At 36.9% G+C, this 13,368-nt stretch carries 15 protein-coding genes; 1 reads left to right on the top strand and 14 read right to left on the bottom strand.

Annotated elements, in window-relative coordinates:
- Window positions 1–89: 89 nt before the first annotated feature.
- The 9 genes from YQ22_RS17185 to thiM all read right to left on the bottom strand — a co-directional run bounded on the left by YQ22_RS17185 (window position 90) and on the right by thiM (window position 6,743).
- Window positions 90–404, bottom strand: a complete 315-nt coding sequence (locus tag YQ22_RS17185; RefSeq protein ID WP_335626239.1) for a RidA family protein — start codon at window positions 402–404, stop codon at window positions 90–92.
- A 97-nt stretch (window positions 405–501) separates the two neighbouring features.
- On the bottom strand, window positions 502–1,065 hold the full coding sequence (locus tag YQ22_RS17190; RefSeq protein ID WP_071342177.1) for a Crp/Fnr family transcriptional regulator: 564 nt from the start codon (window positions 1,063–1,065) through the stop codon (window positions 502–504).
- Window positions 1,066–1,160: 95 nt separating this feature from the next.
- Entirely contained in the window at window positions 1,161–2,681 is a 1,521-nt protein-coding gene (locus YQ22_RS17195; protein WP_071342634.1) for a Dabb family protein, read from the bottom strand.
- Between the two features lie 33 nt (window positions 2,682–2,714).
- Complete coding sequence (locus YQ22_RS17200; RefSeq protein WP_435371077.1) at window positions 2,715–3,146, bottom strand: GlcG/HbpS family heme-binding protein; 432 nt, start codon at window positions 3,144–3,146, stop codon at window positions 2,715–2,717.
- A 146-nt stretch (window positions 3,147–3,292) separates the two neighbouring features.
- The gene (locus YQ22_RS17205; RefSeq protein ID WP_058102690.1) at window positions 3,293–3,865 is read right to left on the bottom strand and encodes a Crp/Fnr family transcriptional regulator; all 573 of its coding nucleotides are present in this window, start codon (window positions 3,863–3,865) and stop codon (window positions 3,293–3,295) included.
- A 20-nt stretch (window positions 3,866–3,885) separates the two neighbouring features.
- Window positions 3,886–4,698, bottom strand: coding sequence for a bifunctional hydroxymethylpyrimidine kinase/phosphomethylpyrimidine kinase (gene thiD, locus YQ22_RS17210; protein ID WP_071342179.1), 813 nt, complete (start codon window positions 4,696–4,698; stop codon window positions 3,886–3,888).
- Window positions 4,686–5,339 (bottom strand): thiaminase II, encoded by a 654-nt coding sequence (gene tenA / locus YQ22_RS17215; RefSeq protein WP_071342180.1) that lies wholly within the window; start codon window positions 5,337–5,339, stop codon window positions 4,686–4,688. The genes thiD and tenA overlap by 13 nt, the downstream gene beginning before the upstream one ends.
- On the bottom strand, window positions 5,318–5,959 hold the full coding sequence (thiE, locus tag YQ22_RS17220) for a thiamine phosphate synthase (protein ID WP_071342181.1): 642 nt from the start codon (window positions 5,957–5,959) through the stop codon (window positions 5,318–5,320). Before thiE ends, tenA begins: the two co-directional genes overlap by 22 nt.
- On the bottom strand, window positions 5,952–6,743 hold the full coding sequence (gene thiM, locus YQ22_RS17225; RefSeq protein ID WP_071342182.1) for a hydroxyethylthiazole kinase: 792 nt from the start codon (window positions 6,741–6,743) through the stop codon (window positions 5,952–5,954). The genes thiE and thiM overlap by 8 nt, the downstream gene beginning before the upstream one ends.
- A gap of 197 nt (window positions 6,744–6,940) precedes the next feature.
- On the opposite strand from thiM, the gene YQ22_RS17230 reads away from it, so the two are divergent.
- Window positions 6,941–7,960, top strand: coding sequence for a hypothetical protein (locus tag YQ22_RS17230; RefSeq protein ID WP_071342183.1), 1,020 nt, complete (start codon window positions 6,941–6,943; stop codon window positions 7,958–7,960).
- Between the two features lie 11 nt (window positions 7,961–7,971).
- Here the strand turns inward: YQ22_RS17230 and YQ22_RS17235 are convergent, their stop codons facing one another.
- The 5 genes from YQ22_RS17235 to YQ22_RS17255 form a co-directional block, all read right to left on the bottom strand.
- A complete protein-coding gene (locus YQ22_RS17235) occupies window positions 7,972–9,075 on the bottom strand; it encodes a polysaccharide lyase family 7 protein (protein WP_071342184.1) in 1,104 nt (367 codons plus the stop codon).
- 91 nt (window positions 9,076–9,166) lie between these two features.
- A complete protein-coding gene (locus tag YQ22_RS17240; RefSeq protein WP_071342185.1) occupies window positions 9,167–10,126 on the bottom strand; it encodes an NAD(P)-dependent alcohol dehydrogenase in 960 nt (319 codons plus the stop codon).
- A gap of 21 nt (window positions 10,127–10,147) precedes the next feature.
- Entirely contained in the window at window positions 10,148–11,137 is a 990-nt protein-coding gene (locus YQ22_RS17245; protein WP_071342186.1) for a 2-hydroxyacid dehydrogenase, read from the bottom strand.
- Between the two features lie 98 nt (window positions 11,138–11,235).
- On the bottom strand, window positions 11,236–11,748 hold the full coding sequence (locus YQ22_RS17250; RefSeq protein ID WP_058102697.1) for an ankyrin repeat domain-containing protein: 513 nt from the start codon (window positions 11,746–11,748) through the stop codon (window positions 11,236–11,238).
- Window positions 11,749–11,805: 57 nt separating this feature from the next.
- Window positions 11,806–13,326 (bottom strand): catalase, encoded by a 1,521-nt coding sequence (locus tag YQ22_RS17255; RefSeq protein WP_071342187.1) that lies wholly within the window; start codon window positions 13,324–13,326, stop codon window positions 11,806–11,808.
- Window positions 13,327–13,368 lie beyond the last annotated feature (42 nt).

Below are 13,368 nucleotides of genomic sequence, written 5' to 3' on the forward strand. Positions count from 1 at the left end.
TTTGATAACGATAACTACCGCACCACAGTGACCTCTAACTCAACTTTTAAGGTTTCAAATAGGCTTTTAACTTCCAAAACTGTACTGGTCTATTTGATCTCATGCTTTTTTATCCAGTCTTGAAAAATATCAAAAGAAGCAAAGAATTCATCTGATGACGTGGTGTAAATATTTAATCGCACAATATTCCTGCATGCATACCCAGCTTCATCAATGACCTTTTCTAAATTGATTATGGTGTCCGTAAGTTGGCTTCTCATATTGCCAGTACTGGATATACCTGCAGCGTCTATAGCTGTTTGACCGGAGATGTACAACGTAGCTTCGGGCTTTACGACTTCAACGGCTTGGACATAACTTCTTTCATTCTGCCATTCCCAGGGATTAATTATTCTTCGTTCCATGCTATTTTATATTTGTTGTTCATTTTTACACTACAAATATTTGAATTAAAGCATCGTTGAAGTGTGACATACATCACAATTATAAAACTAGGAAAGGCTAAGAGGATAATCTGCTAAGTGTTTCTCGTGATACACCCAAATATGAAGCTAACAAGGTTTTTGGTACGCGTTGAAATAGCGCCGGATATGTTTTTAGCAATTGTTCATACCTACCTTTGGAGTCTGATGTTAGAAAAGATACAATTCTATTTTGCGAGGCGATATGACCTAAATTTGATTTTATTAAAAAGAAACGCTCCATTTTTGGAAATGCCGATGACAAGGCATGATAATTTTCAAGGGGTAAAGCGTATACACTGGTGGGTTCAATTGTCTGTAATGACATGGAAGCATTGGTTTGCATGAAATAGGCGGCAAAATCACTTTCCCACCAATTTTCCATGGCAAATGAAATAATATGTTCCTTACCATCTTGGTCTACCAACACCAATTTTAAGAGTCCGGAGACAATAAAATAACAGTGATTTATTTTTTCTCCCTGCCGGATAAGAAAATCCTTTTTACTATAATTTTCGAATGAGAAGTATAAAAGCACTTCTACAAATTCATCATCTGTAAGAGGCACTAATTTTTGAATATGTTGTTTTAACTTCTCTTCCATTAATTAAGAACTAAAGGTCGATATAATTAAAAAACAAAGCAATTACATGTTACCGTACTTATAATCAAGTTATTCACGGTGTTTTTGATGTTGGACTATTCCTCCGTCCAATAATCCATTACCAAAACATCGGCAATGATAGGTCCTACTTTGGCTACCAAATCTAAGTGGGCTTTATGAAAAAGGTAAATTTCCCTACCGTGTTCATCGTTAAATGTCAGCGTGAAGGTATGTGTAAAACCTTTGCTGGCGCCTTCTTCACTATCATTTATTCCCCATTCCAATGCAGTGATCTGTGGAATTTGGTCTTTAAGGGCTACAAAAGCTTGTTCCGCTTCTTTAATCTCATCATTGGTAGCATCAGATTTATATTTTAAATGGACCACGTGCCTCAGTTTTTTATGATCTCTATTTATTTTGGGCAGTACGTTGTAGGTCACCAATTTATGTAAATCGAACCGAAACGAACCTGCAATGAGAAAATCCTTTTCGCCAATGGAGTGCGACCTTAAACCGTAATAAATGGAATAACCCGTTTCTAAATAGTTCATAGGGCTAAGGACCCCTTCCTTATTCAACTTTAGCAATTGTATAGCCTCATCATCTCTAGTGCCTACCGCCAATACCGCTTCATCAGTATTGACCGAAATGACTTCTATTCTTGTTTGTCCGGATAGTTTGGTGCTCTCGTCATCCTTCAGAACAAAATGTGGTACTAATGCACCCTTCTTATCGACCTTGAAAACACTTACACCGTCACCATGGTACACAAAATCTTTTCTTTTTATAAAATTGCCCCTTTTGTAGTACTTATGATGTCTGTGACCTACAATTACATAATGCTGATCTTCCAAGGTAACTCCGGTAACTGGGTAAGTGCCCGTGAGGTAGCGATCTGTTTTGTTGTCACTTATATTATTTATATTCTTGAACGTTCCATCTTCATACACCCTAAAGCTGCTAACGCCATTATCTTGAAAACCACCGGTATATAAATAGGTTTTACCTTTTACTTGGTGCACATACATGCCAATAATACCGTCTGTATGTACCGTTTCATCATCTTTCATTGATTGTACGTGGGTAAGCGCTCCATTTTCCTGAATTTGAAAACAACTTAGACCGGGATTTTCCTCTAGTCCGCCAACAAATAAATAAGACCCATTTTTCATATGTACTACCTGTAAGGTAATGGCGGTGCCCAAATAAGTGTCTTCTGTATCTTCGGTCAATGCCGTACGTTCTAAAGATCCAGAACCTAATATTTTAAAGCTTTCAATTACATTACCATGTTTGTTGGCTACAAATAAAAAGTCATTGTTTTTAATACGGGTGGCTACCATACCCCGTGCCGGACCTTTTTTCATATGCAGTTCATGGTCGCTTATGGGAGAAAGAATTCCGTCTTCATTTAATCCATACACATCTATATTGCCCACACCGCCGGCAAATACATAATGTTTACCGCCTTTCTCATAGCTAGTAACAGAAACAGTGTTTTCACCAGAAATGGCTTTAAAATCCTTTCTGTACAGCATTAAATCATCCGTAGACTGTGCATTGCCTATCTGCGCTATCGCGAAAATTGCAGCAAGCACATATTTAAATGTATTCATGATTTTCTTGTTGTTCATCGTCATTATGTATGCTTAATTTAAAACGTATTTGGCACCTACAATGGCAATTTCCCTGTCTTGATCTATAGTACCGCCACTAACACCAATTGCCCCAATGATTTCTCCTTGCTTGTTTTTAATAGGATAGCCACCGGGAAAAGTCATGAGTCCGTCATTAGAATGTTCAATATTATAAATAATACCGCCAGGTTGTGTCAGTTCGCCCAGTTCACCGGTATCCATATTAAAATACCTTGCCGTTTTTGCTTTTTTGATCGCTACATCAATGCTTCCTAAAAAAGATTGGTCCATTCTTATAAACGCTTTTAGGTTAGCACCGGCATCTACCACAGCTATATTTACAAGTACGCCATCGGCTTCCGCTTTTGACTTTGCTTCAAGTAACACTTCCAAAGCTTCATTGTGGGTAATGTTGTAGGTCACTTGCGCATAAGCGCCATCCATTAGTATTAAAAATACCAATGTAAGTATCAGTCGGTTTACTTTTAGTAATTGTTTCATACCTCTCTATGCTGTTTTGCTTTACAAAAATTGAAAACAGTACCGAGAATAAAGTTGAACTTGTTCAACTATGGTTAATTTAATGAAATTTAAAGCTGCTTTTTTATTTTACTTAGAAATTCATGTGTGATGCCGAGATAGCTAGAAGTCTGCCGATCCGTTAATTTAGAAGCAATTTCCGGGTAGGTAGATATGAAGAGAAGATATCTTTCTTTTGCCGTTAAGCTATGGTTTTGCACCAACCTGCGCTGCCATGCCACGACGGACTTCTGAAACATGATGCGAAACAATTTTTCTGCAGACGGTATTGCCGCGTATAGTTGTTCCTTGTTCTTCCTGTTAATAATTAGCACTTGACTATCCTCTAAAGCCTGAATGTTCAATTCTGAAGGTTTGTTGTTCATAAAACTATCTATGTCCATAAGCCACCAATCTTTTGCGGCGAAGAACATGGTGTTTTCATTACCTTTTTTGTCCAGGGTAAACGTTCTAAAACAACCTTCTAGCACAAAACCTTCAAACTTGCAGATTTCACCTTGTTGTAATATGAAATCTTTTTTATCAATAGTCTTTAGATGAAAATAGCTGCAAAATTCTTGTTCTTCATCTTTTGATAAATGAATAATTTTATTGACATGCGCTATTAAAGGGTCGAAAATCATTGATGGTCTTATATTCTGAGTTACAATCCAAAATGATTAATAGGACCATTGCCATGACCCAAGATTTTATCTTTACCCGCGGCAATAGCTTGGTTTACGTAATTACACCCTTTTGTAATTGCTTCATCCATAGTAAATCCTAAACTTAAATAAGCTGCAATGCTTGAAGAAAGACTACAACCGGTACCATGTATATTAGTAGTGTTTACCCTTGGGTTGGTGATGATTTTTACTGTTTTGGTCTCATGAACATAAAAAACATCGGTCATAATAAAAGAATCATTATCCACATGACCACCTTTCAACAAAACGGAGACTTGAAACTGTTCACCAATTTTTTGTGCCATAGCTTTCATGTTGTCCACATTGATTTTTTCATTGATCAATAATTCCGCTTCGGGTATGTTAGGCGTAATCAAGCTCACCTTTGGTAGAAAATCCTTTAAACATTCAATAGCATCGTCCGCAATTAATTTATGACCGGATGTACTCACCATAACAGGGTCCAATACAATATTAGTTGCTTTATACTCGGTCAATTTAGTTTCTACCATATTGATTACCTCGCAAGAATGAAGCATGCCAATTTTAATGGCGCCAAAATAAATATCACTCAATACGGCATCCAGTTGTTTTTCCAAATGTGCAATGGGTATAGCGTGTATATCTGTTACACCTTGCGTATTCTGAGCTGTGGTGGCCGTTATTACCGTTGCCGCAAATGCTCCGCAGGCGCTAATACTTTTAATATCTGCCTGTATACCTGCACAACCGCCAGAATCGCTCCCAGCGATACTTAACACACTATTATAGGTTCTATTTAAATCTTCCATGCTTCTTTATTATAGGCGCTATCCCAAAACATCCATTCCAATTTAGATGCTTTTATAAAAGCTGTTTTCATTTTTTGTAAAACTTCTTCTGAAGCATTTTCCGCATACTTATTAGTAATGGCTACCGCATTATTAACCGAAGCTGCAAATTCTTCCCCGCCATAGGTATCTATCCATTCTTGATATGGATTATCTGCTTTATTGGTTTGGTTTTCTTGAATGTAATCCCCAATTTCTTTGTAAATGGTAAAGCAGGGGAGCACGGCTGCCAACGCTTCTTCTAAAGAATGGTTTGCTACCATACGCGTTAAATAACTAGTGTACAATTCACAAGTAGGCGAGGGCTCGTGTGTTAACCGATTATCTTTCAAGAAAATTTGATGTAGCGCATTTTCAACATGAATAATGCCGGTTGCCGAATCCAGAAAAAATTGTGTGTCGTTTTCATGCTGACACTTAACTCCCACCGTAGCAAGTACTTTTTTATACTCTGCCAAATACATGGCATCTTGATTGATATAAAATTGAAATACATCCGATGACAGCGTGCCGTTCATCAGTTCTTTGATAAAAGGCTGTTGTTTTATTGCTTCTAGAATAAAATCTGTTTCTTGTCTTACTAGTGTGTACCAGTCTTGCATACTATTTGTTTTAATTCTTTTGTTGCCGTTAGAGGTTCAACTGCTTTTGAAATTGCGGAAACTACGGCAATACCATCGGCACCGTTGCTTATAATCTCCGCTGTATTATTTTTGTTGATACCACCAATACAGACCATAGGTTTGTTATATACTTTCCGTATTGATCTAAGACCCGAAAGACCTAAGGGTTTTGCTAAATCTGTAGTCTTCGTATCCGTTGAAAAAATAGGGGAGATGCCAATATAATCTGCCGCTTGGGCATTATCCTTTATAGCTTGTTCCAAAGTACTTACCGATAGTCCGATAATGGAACTTTTTCCTAGTAGACGTCTGGCAACGTTAAATGGCATATCGGTTTGCCCAATGTGAACTCCGTCTGCATTCACTGCCAGTGCAATGTCTATACGGTCGTTAATGATCAATGGAATGTTATAAACAACACACAACTCTTTTGCATGAACGGCACGTTTGTAAAATGTAGCCGTGTCGCAGGTCTTCTCACGTAATTGTACCGAAGTTACACCGCCCTTTAAAGCAGCTTCTAGAATAGCAAAAAAGGAATTATCGTCCCTAATACTATCATCGGTAACATACATTAAAGTGTAATCTATTTTAGGCATTCGTCTTAACTTTTACCGCTAAAACTTCAGGGGAAAGCTCATATAGACTATCATAAAAATTCATTTGAAAACTACCCGGACCGGTACTCTTATCATTTGCCATATCACCTGCAACACCCATAATGGCCATTGCAGTAACTGCAGCTAAATGTGTATTTTCCTCAACCCCCAAACAAGCACCTACCATAGCGGTTGCCGTACAGCCCATACCAGTAATTTTTGCCATAAGCGGGCTTCCATTTTCTATTTTACTAATAGTATCTGCAGTGATGATGTAATCTATAGCACCACTGATCACTACGGTATTATTAAGTTGCTTGGCAAGTAGGGTAGCACCTTCAATGGCATCTTGGGTATCCATTGTACTATCCACACCCTTAGTGGAATTGGTCAATTTAGCCAAGACCATTATCTCCGAGGCATTTCCACGAATTACATTGGGTATTGCTGTCTCTATGATCTTCTGTGCCACTTCCGTTCTGTATGCAGATGCACCAACGCCAACCGGGTCGAAAACAAAAGGGGTATTGGTCGCCTTGGCTTGTGCTGCTGCCATTAGCATACTTTCTACCCATTTGTCGCTCAGTGTTCCCATATTGATGACCAGTGAAGAAGAAATAGTAACAATATCCTTGACCTCTTCTTTAGCATGTGCCATTACAGGAGATGCACCAATAGCCAATAAAGCATTGGCAGTATTGTTCATGACTACATAATTGGTAATGTTATGAACTAAAGGACTCTTACTTCTTATTTTTTGTAATATCTCGGAAATACTGCTCATTGAATAATTATAATCGATTATTTTGGTGAGCAACTAAGTTCGCTAAATTCAAAAAAATAGAAAACAATAATGTATTAGTATTGTGTAAAGTTATTAACGACATCTTTAAGTGCCTTGAAATAATTACAATTTTACTTCGTTAAAAAATAGTTATTGTTAACCGCGAACAATTTTTATCATTTATAAATGAAGTAACTATGAATAAGATTATTAAAAGTACCTTTTTGCTTTTGACATTTTTGATATTTTCCTGTTCTTCCGATACAGAAGACGATGCTCTAATTTTAGATGAAACTAAGGAAGAAAAAGATGTTGTTGAGGGGATTGATTTTGTAGGAGCAACATTGGTAGATGATACGTTTGGTAAAAGTATTGGTGATTGTTTTGTGCATGGGAACAAAATGTATACCACCGTGGAAGACGAAACGTATATGTTTGATTTTGCAACGAATTCATGGAGTTTAATTGCAACGGATGATGACACACCGGATCCTGATTATGAATTAGGAATTAATTTTATTCGTAATGATAAATGGTATAGGCTGGTTAGAAAAGGATTATATACTTACGATTTTGAGATGGCAAACTGGGATAGAGTACAAGTACTTACCAATACTTTAGGCATCTTTTCTAAGGAAGGTTTTTATGTTGAAGAGGATAATGCGGTTTATTTCGTAGATCAAACAAACGGTAAAGAAAATATCTTTGTTTATGATTTATTGACCAATGAGCTGAACATACATAGCACCTATTCTAATGATGGTGGTTGGTATCCTATTTCATCCAACGCTTTTACAAAGAACAATACCAATTATATAGTTAGTCTAAGTGGTTGGGAAAGTATGAAAATTTCTAATTTCAATGAAGATTTTACAACTTTTGAAACAATAAATAGTTTAGAAACCGAAAAATTTTTAGATGATGGTGTTGCTTGTCAATTTGGAGATTATTTCATTTTTGGATTAGGTGGTGTTCCTACGGTTGATAGTGAAGGAAATATCATCTCTGATCCGTCTACTTTAAATTTTTATTACTATAACGTTCTTACCGATACTTTTGGCACTATGGATACTCCTTTTTATGAAAGTCGTAGAAGTGCTAAATTAGTTACCTATAACAATGAACATTATCTAGTAGGTGGTTTTACCATAAAAAATGGTAGGTCAGAAATTTCCACAAAAGTTGAAAAACTTGAATTTAAAATTGTAACGAAATAAGTATTAAAGGTTTACTTTGATTTGTAATCATCGTTTTTAGAGAAATACCCTTCGTTTGATACTGCAGCATCGCTAACTTCTATACTAGCCGTTTTGAACCAAACTTCTGCATAATTGCCATCGGCATATTGCTTTTGAATATCGCCACCATGGGTTTCTGCACCAGAACACCAGTTCATGTTTTCATCTGGAGATTTTCCGTTGGTTTGATTATAAGCGCCCAATTTAAAAAAGCAGCCTTCACCAGCGTATGCTTCTTTTCGTTCTACACCATCTTGACCAATAGGGAAGAACAATTTCTTGGTTTGCTCAGGTATATCCGCCTGTGTTGGGTATTCCGATTCCAATAAATTTTTGGTATACGTTTTGGTATCATGTCCGTCACTCATAAACTTTAAGCTCATGATTCCGTCTTTTACAACAACCTCATAGCTGAATTCTTCACCTAGCGCTATGCCATCTTCAGGTTCTGTAGGATAGGTGTCCGCAGTTTCACCAACTACCGAAAAATCATTGCCCCAAACAGCAGTAGAGTAGTCCCACCTCTTAGAATTATCATCGCCAGCGGTATTGATTTCATAATGCCAAAATACAGAGCCTTTGGTATGACCTGGGTATTTTTTATAAAAGATTTTCAATGGCTCGTTTTCAAAGGCATCTGCGCTATGAATTTGACCCACAACTACCGCGTGGGTTGCTGCCACACGGGCATCTCCCGTAGATGACACGTTCATTACTTTAAGAGTTGCCGTCAATCTGTCATTTGCCGTTTTTGGGTACCATTTTTTAATTTGCGCCAGTTCGGTCCTGGTATTATTGGAAGAGCCATGCGTATTCCCTCCATTGGGTGCTTTAAAAACTACCCAATCATCTTTGCCATCATTGTCAACGTAGAAGAAATCTTTATTTTCAAAGTTATTGGCTACTCCCGCATTTGAACCATCGCCCAAAATTAATTTCCAATCATCAAAGAACGGAATTACTTCACTTGCGTAAACCATTTCTTCTGGATCATTCTCAATAGGAGCATCATTTGTTTTCTTGGTTGTGTTCTTACAATTAGTAAAACAAAAAATTGTTACTAACGATGCCAAGGCAATTATATGTTTTTTCATTTTCTTTCGATATAAAGCGATAAGATAGGAATAGTTTAAACAATTAATAAATTATAGGACATTTTCTATTGAGATAATGAAGAATAACCTTCTATTCATGAATATCTTGCCAAACCATTACCACTTTACCTCGTGTACGCATTTTTTCAATATGTGCTATTGCTTCTGGTATCTGGGTATACGGATATGACTTTTCTATGTGGACCTTGATGCGCTCTTCTTTAATAAGAGAAGCCAAAACTTTCAAATCTTTAGTATTCGCTTCAGCCGTAAATTGGGTCAATGGGAACTTACTGAAAGCTTTTTTCAATAAAACGGCAAACATATGTCCTATAGTAGTAAAACCGACCATAACACCTCTTTTGCCCATTCGTGTATAATCGGAATGCGTTAGGTTGCCATGAACATCAATGACTACATCATAATCTCCTTTATGCTGGTGAATATCTTCCTTATCATACCCAATGATATAATCTGCACCAATTGATTTTACAAAGTCCGAATTTCTGGAAGAACATACAGCCGTTACATGTGCTCCGTATGCCTTGGCAATTTGTACCGCAAAATGACCCACACCACCAGATGCCCCATTAATCAATACAGATTCTCCATTTTTTATGTTACCATGCGTAATTATGGCCTGATAAGCTGTTAGACCGGCAATGGGAACACCTGCCATGGTAGTGAATTTTACATGCTCTGGCATTTTAGCACAAACATTGGCCGGAACACAAGCAAATTCTGCAAAAGCACCACCACCTAACATTTCACCAAATACATGGGCTCCGATTTTAAAATGCTGCACGCCAGAACCAATTTCTTCTATAATTCCTGCAAAATCAGCACCTAATATAGCATCCTTGGGTTTAAAAAGTCCGAACGAAAATCTAGCAAAAAAGGGCTTTCCCCGTAGAATATGCCAATCCGCCGGGTTAGCGGAATTCGCCATTACCTTTACCAAAATATGATTGGTTTTAACTACCGGTTTAGCAACTTCTTCCATTTGAAGAATCTCCGGACCGCCATATTTATACTTGGTAAATGCCTTCATACCCCCTAAAATTGAAATTAGTTACTTTACCTCGTTCTCTAACTCGCTACCTGTCTCAAATGATTTAATATTGTTTAAGGTGATCGTAGTTATTTGATCCATTGCTTCTTTTGTAAAATATGCCTGATGCGATGTAATCAACACATTAGGGAAACTTAATAGTCTCAATATCATATCATCTTGAATGATATGTTCTGAATGATCCTCAAAAAACAGATTTTCTTCCTGCTCATAAACATCGATTCCCAAATATCCTATTTTTCTATCTTTTAGTCCGGCAATGGCATCTTCCGTTTTGATCAGGGCACCTCTACTGGTATTGACAATCATAACACCATCCTTCATTTTAGCAATAGATGCTTTATTGATGATATGCTTGGTATGTTTGTTTAAAGGACAGTGCAACGATATAATATCCGACTGTTTACATACCTCTTCTAATGGTAAAAATTCTACTCCTGCAGCTACCAATTCTTCATTTTCAGCAATGTCATATGCAATTAACTTACTACCAAAACCTTTTAATAATTTACAGAATGTTGCTCCAATTTTTCCCGTTCCAATAATACCTATGGTTTTATTGCTCAGGTTGAAACCAATAAGGTTCTTTAATGAAAAGTTGCCTTCCCTGACCCGGTTGTAAGCTTTGTGTGTTTTACGGTTAAGGGTCAATATCAAAGCCAAGGCATGCTCTGCAACCGCTTCTGGTGAGTAGGCAGGTACTCTTACTACCTTTATGCCTTCTTTCTCCGCAGCTTCTAAATCTACATTGTTGTAGCCAGCGCAGCGTAGTGCTATTAGTTCTATACCGTTGGCGGATAATATTTTAATAGTTTCTTCATTGACTACATCGTTTACAAAAACACATACCACATTGCAATCTGCCGAAAGTTTGGCAGTATCTGGATTTAAAGCGGTTTCATAAAATGAAAAATTATAGTCATAATCGGCATTATACTTTTCAAAATACTCTTGGTCATAAGATTTGGTACTGAATACAGCAATGTTCATTAAGATAGTTTTGATGATGAATAGTATCTTAAAGTTAACTATACTAGTTTAGTAATCCAATCCTATTTCACGAGTTTTTATAATGGTATTGTAACTATCTATTTTAATAGTTCGGCTATTTCATTATTGCCCTGCATTTTTGCATGTGATAAGGCCGTATTACCACGGTTATCCTTAATTGTTGCGTCAGCGCCATTTTTTAGCAAATAATTGACAATATCTTTATGACCAAAGGTGCTGGCATAAATTAACGCCGTTGCATCATTATAGTTTTGCTGATTGACCTTGGCTCCGCTGTCAATAAGCATTTTAGCTATTTCAAAATTACCTTTAAAGCAAACACCCATAAGTGCCGTATTGCCAGATGTATCTTTAGCATTTACATCGCAACCTTTCTCCAATAGAAATGAAACAACCTCTTTTTGGTTGTTATATGCTGATAATATTAAAGGGGTAAATCCCTTACTATCAACGGCATTTATTGACTCCTTATTTTGATTGTAAAGATTGCGTAATGTTTCTACATCTCCAGTTCTAGAAGCCTCAAAAATGTTTTGAGCGTTACCTGTAAGTGTACTTATCATAATAGTTAGTATTAGTAAATTCTTCATTATTTTCTGTATTGGAAAAGAGGATGCATAATAGCACCCTCTTTTTAGTATTAATATTTAATGCATGAAATCTTTCTGTGAAAAACCTAGTGCTTTTGCTAAAGCCATTCCAAAATCCCTATCTGCTTGATAGAAATGACCAATCATGGTTTTTTGAATGTTTTTATCTGTTACAGCACTTAAATCGCCACTTAAGTTTTTAATTAAATTTTCTTGCTGTTGTTTAGATAGCGTTCTATAAAAATCTCCAGCTTGGGCAAAATCATTGGTTTTAGAGATTTTCTTTTGTGTAATAGTAACATTGCTAAGTGTAGTTTCTGATTGCTTGTATTGTGGATCTTCTGCTAAAGCCGCTTTTGAACTTGGTTGGTAGTTCACATCCGGATTTTCAAATCTTTTATTTCCTGCACTGTTCCAACTATCAGAATTATAGTTGTTAGGTTCTTCTAAAGGCTTGTTGACTTCCAATTGTAAAAAATTAGGACCAAGACGATGTCTTTGTGTATCAAAATAAGAGAACAATCTACCTTGTAACAATTTATCCTCAGAAGGTTCTACACCTGGAATTAAAGCACCTGGAGAAAAAGCAATACTTTCTACCTGCTCAAAAAAGTTTACCGGGTTCTCATTTAAAGTCATGGTACCAATCTTAATTTTTTCAATTTTATCGGCTGGCCAGTCTTTAGTTGCATCTAAGGGCCAAAAATTGAAAGAATGCATATCTTCTGGCTTAATTAACTGCACATACAAGTCCCATTGAGGATAATTTTTATCGTCAATATCCTTTCTTAAGCTCATGGTAGCATGTTGCCAATCTTTGCCTTGTTGTTCAGCGGCTTCTTCAATAGTCAAGTTTTTTTCACCTTGTTTAGAAACCCACGAATACTTTACATAAGTAACATCTCCTTCGGCATTTATCCATTTATAACCGTGCACACTGCTACCGTTCATGTATTGGTATCCTTTTGGAATACCTAAATCCGTATATAATCTTGTAAGCATATGTGTAGATTCTGGCACATGCGAAAAGAAATCGAAAAACCTGTTAGGATCCTGTTTATTGGTTACCGGCGAAGGTTTTAAAGAGTGTACCATGTCCGGGAATTTAATGGCATCCCTGATAAAGAAAATAGGCAAATTGTTACCTACGATATCATAATTTCCCTGTTCCGTATAAAACTTAACGGCAAAACCTCTTGGGTCTCTTGCAGTTTCAGGAGAACCTTTTCCATGTATTACGGTAGAGAAACGAACGGCAAGGTCTGTCTTTTTGCCAACTTGTGAAAACAATACCGCTTTTGTGAACTCGGACATATCTTTAGTAGCTTCAAAATAACCCGACGCTCCTGCGCCTCTAGGGTGTACCACTCGTTCTGGAATTCTTTCCCTATCAAACGCTGCCAGTTTTTCTACCAAATAAATATCCTCCAATAAAACGGGTCCATATTCACCTACGGTTTTGGAATTCTGATTATCGCCAACTGGAACACCACCATTTGTAGTTATTGTGTTGTTAGACTGGGCCAAACCTACACCTACCAAGGCTAGGGTGATAAGCGTCACTAATCTTTTTTTCATTCTTTATAGATTTATGTTATAATGATGAAGCAAAATTCAATT

It is taken from the genome of Maribacter sp. 1_2014MBL_MicDiv (genome assembly GCF_001865655.1).
GTDB lineage: Bacteria > Bacteroidota > Bacteroidia > Flavobacteriales > Flavobacteriaceae > Maribacter > Maribacter dokdonensis.

What these genes read in the sequence shown, in the direction of transcription:
- YQ22_RS17185 (WP_335626239.1), bottom strand. Translation starts at nt 404, where the DNA reads ATGGAACGAAGAATAATTAATCCCTGGGAATGGCAGAATGAAAGAAGT.
- YQ22_RS17190 (WP_071342177.1), bottom strand. Translation starts at nt 1,065, where the DNA reads ATGGAAGAGAAGTTAAAACAACATATTCAAAAATTAGTGCCTCTTACA.
- YQ22_RS17195 (WP_071342634.1), bottom strand. Translation starts at nt 2,681, where the DNA reads ATGAATACATTTAAATATGTGCTTGCTGCAATTTTCGCGATAGCGCAG.
- YQ22_RS17200 (WP_435371077.1), bottom strand. Translation starts at nt 3,146, where the DNA reads ATGGATGGCGCTTATGCGCAAGTGACCTACAACATTACCCACAATGAA.
- YQ22_RS17205 (WP_058102690.1), bottom strand. Translation starts at nt 3,865, where the DNA reads ATGATTTTCGACCCTTTAATAGCGCATGTCAATAAAATTATTCATTTA.
- thiD (WP_071342179.1), bottom strand. Translation starts at nt 4,698, where the DNA reads ATGGAAGATTTAAATAGAACCTATAATAGTGTGTTAAGTATCGCTGGG.
- tenA (WP_071342180.1), bottom strand. Translation starts at nt 5,339, where the DNA reads ATGCAAGACTGGTACACACTAGTAAGACAAGAAACAGATTTTATTCTA.
- thiE (WP_071342181.1), bottom strand. Translation starts at nt 5,959, where the DNA reads ATGCCTAAAATAGATTACACTTTAATGTATGTTACCGATGATAGTATT.
- thiM (WP_071342182.1), bottom strand. Translation starts at nt 6,743, where the DNA reads ATGAGCAGTATTTCCGAGATATTACAAAAAATAAGAAGTAAGAGTCCT.
- YQ22_RS17230 (WP_071342183.1), top strand. Translation starts at nt 6,941, where the DNA reads ATGAATAAGATTATTAAAAGTACCTTTTTGCTTTTGACATTTTTGATA.
- YQ22_RS17235 (WP_071342184.1), bottom strand. Translation starts at nt 9,075, where the DNA reads ATGAAAAAACATATAATTGCCTTGGCATCGTTAGTAACAATTTTTTGT.
- YQ22_RS17240 (WP_071342185.1), bottom strand. Translation starts at nt 10,126, where the DNA reads ATGAAGGCATTTACCAAGTATAAATATGGCGGTCCGGAGATTCTTCAA.
- YQ22_RS17245 (WP_071342186.1), bottom strand. Translation starts at nt 11,137, where the DNA reads ATGAACATTGCTGTATTCAGTACCAAATCTTATGACCAAGAGTATTTT.
- YQ22_RS17250 (WP_058102697.1), bottom strand. Translation starts at nt 11,748, where the DNA reads ATGAAGAATTTACTAATACTAACTATTATGATAAGTACACTTACAGGT.
- YQ22_RS17255 (WP_071342187.1), bottom strand. Translation starts at nt 13,326, where the DNA reads ATGAAAAAAAGATTAGTGACGCTTATCACCCTAGCCTTGGTAGGTGTA.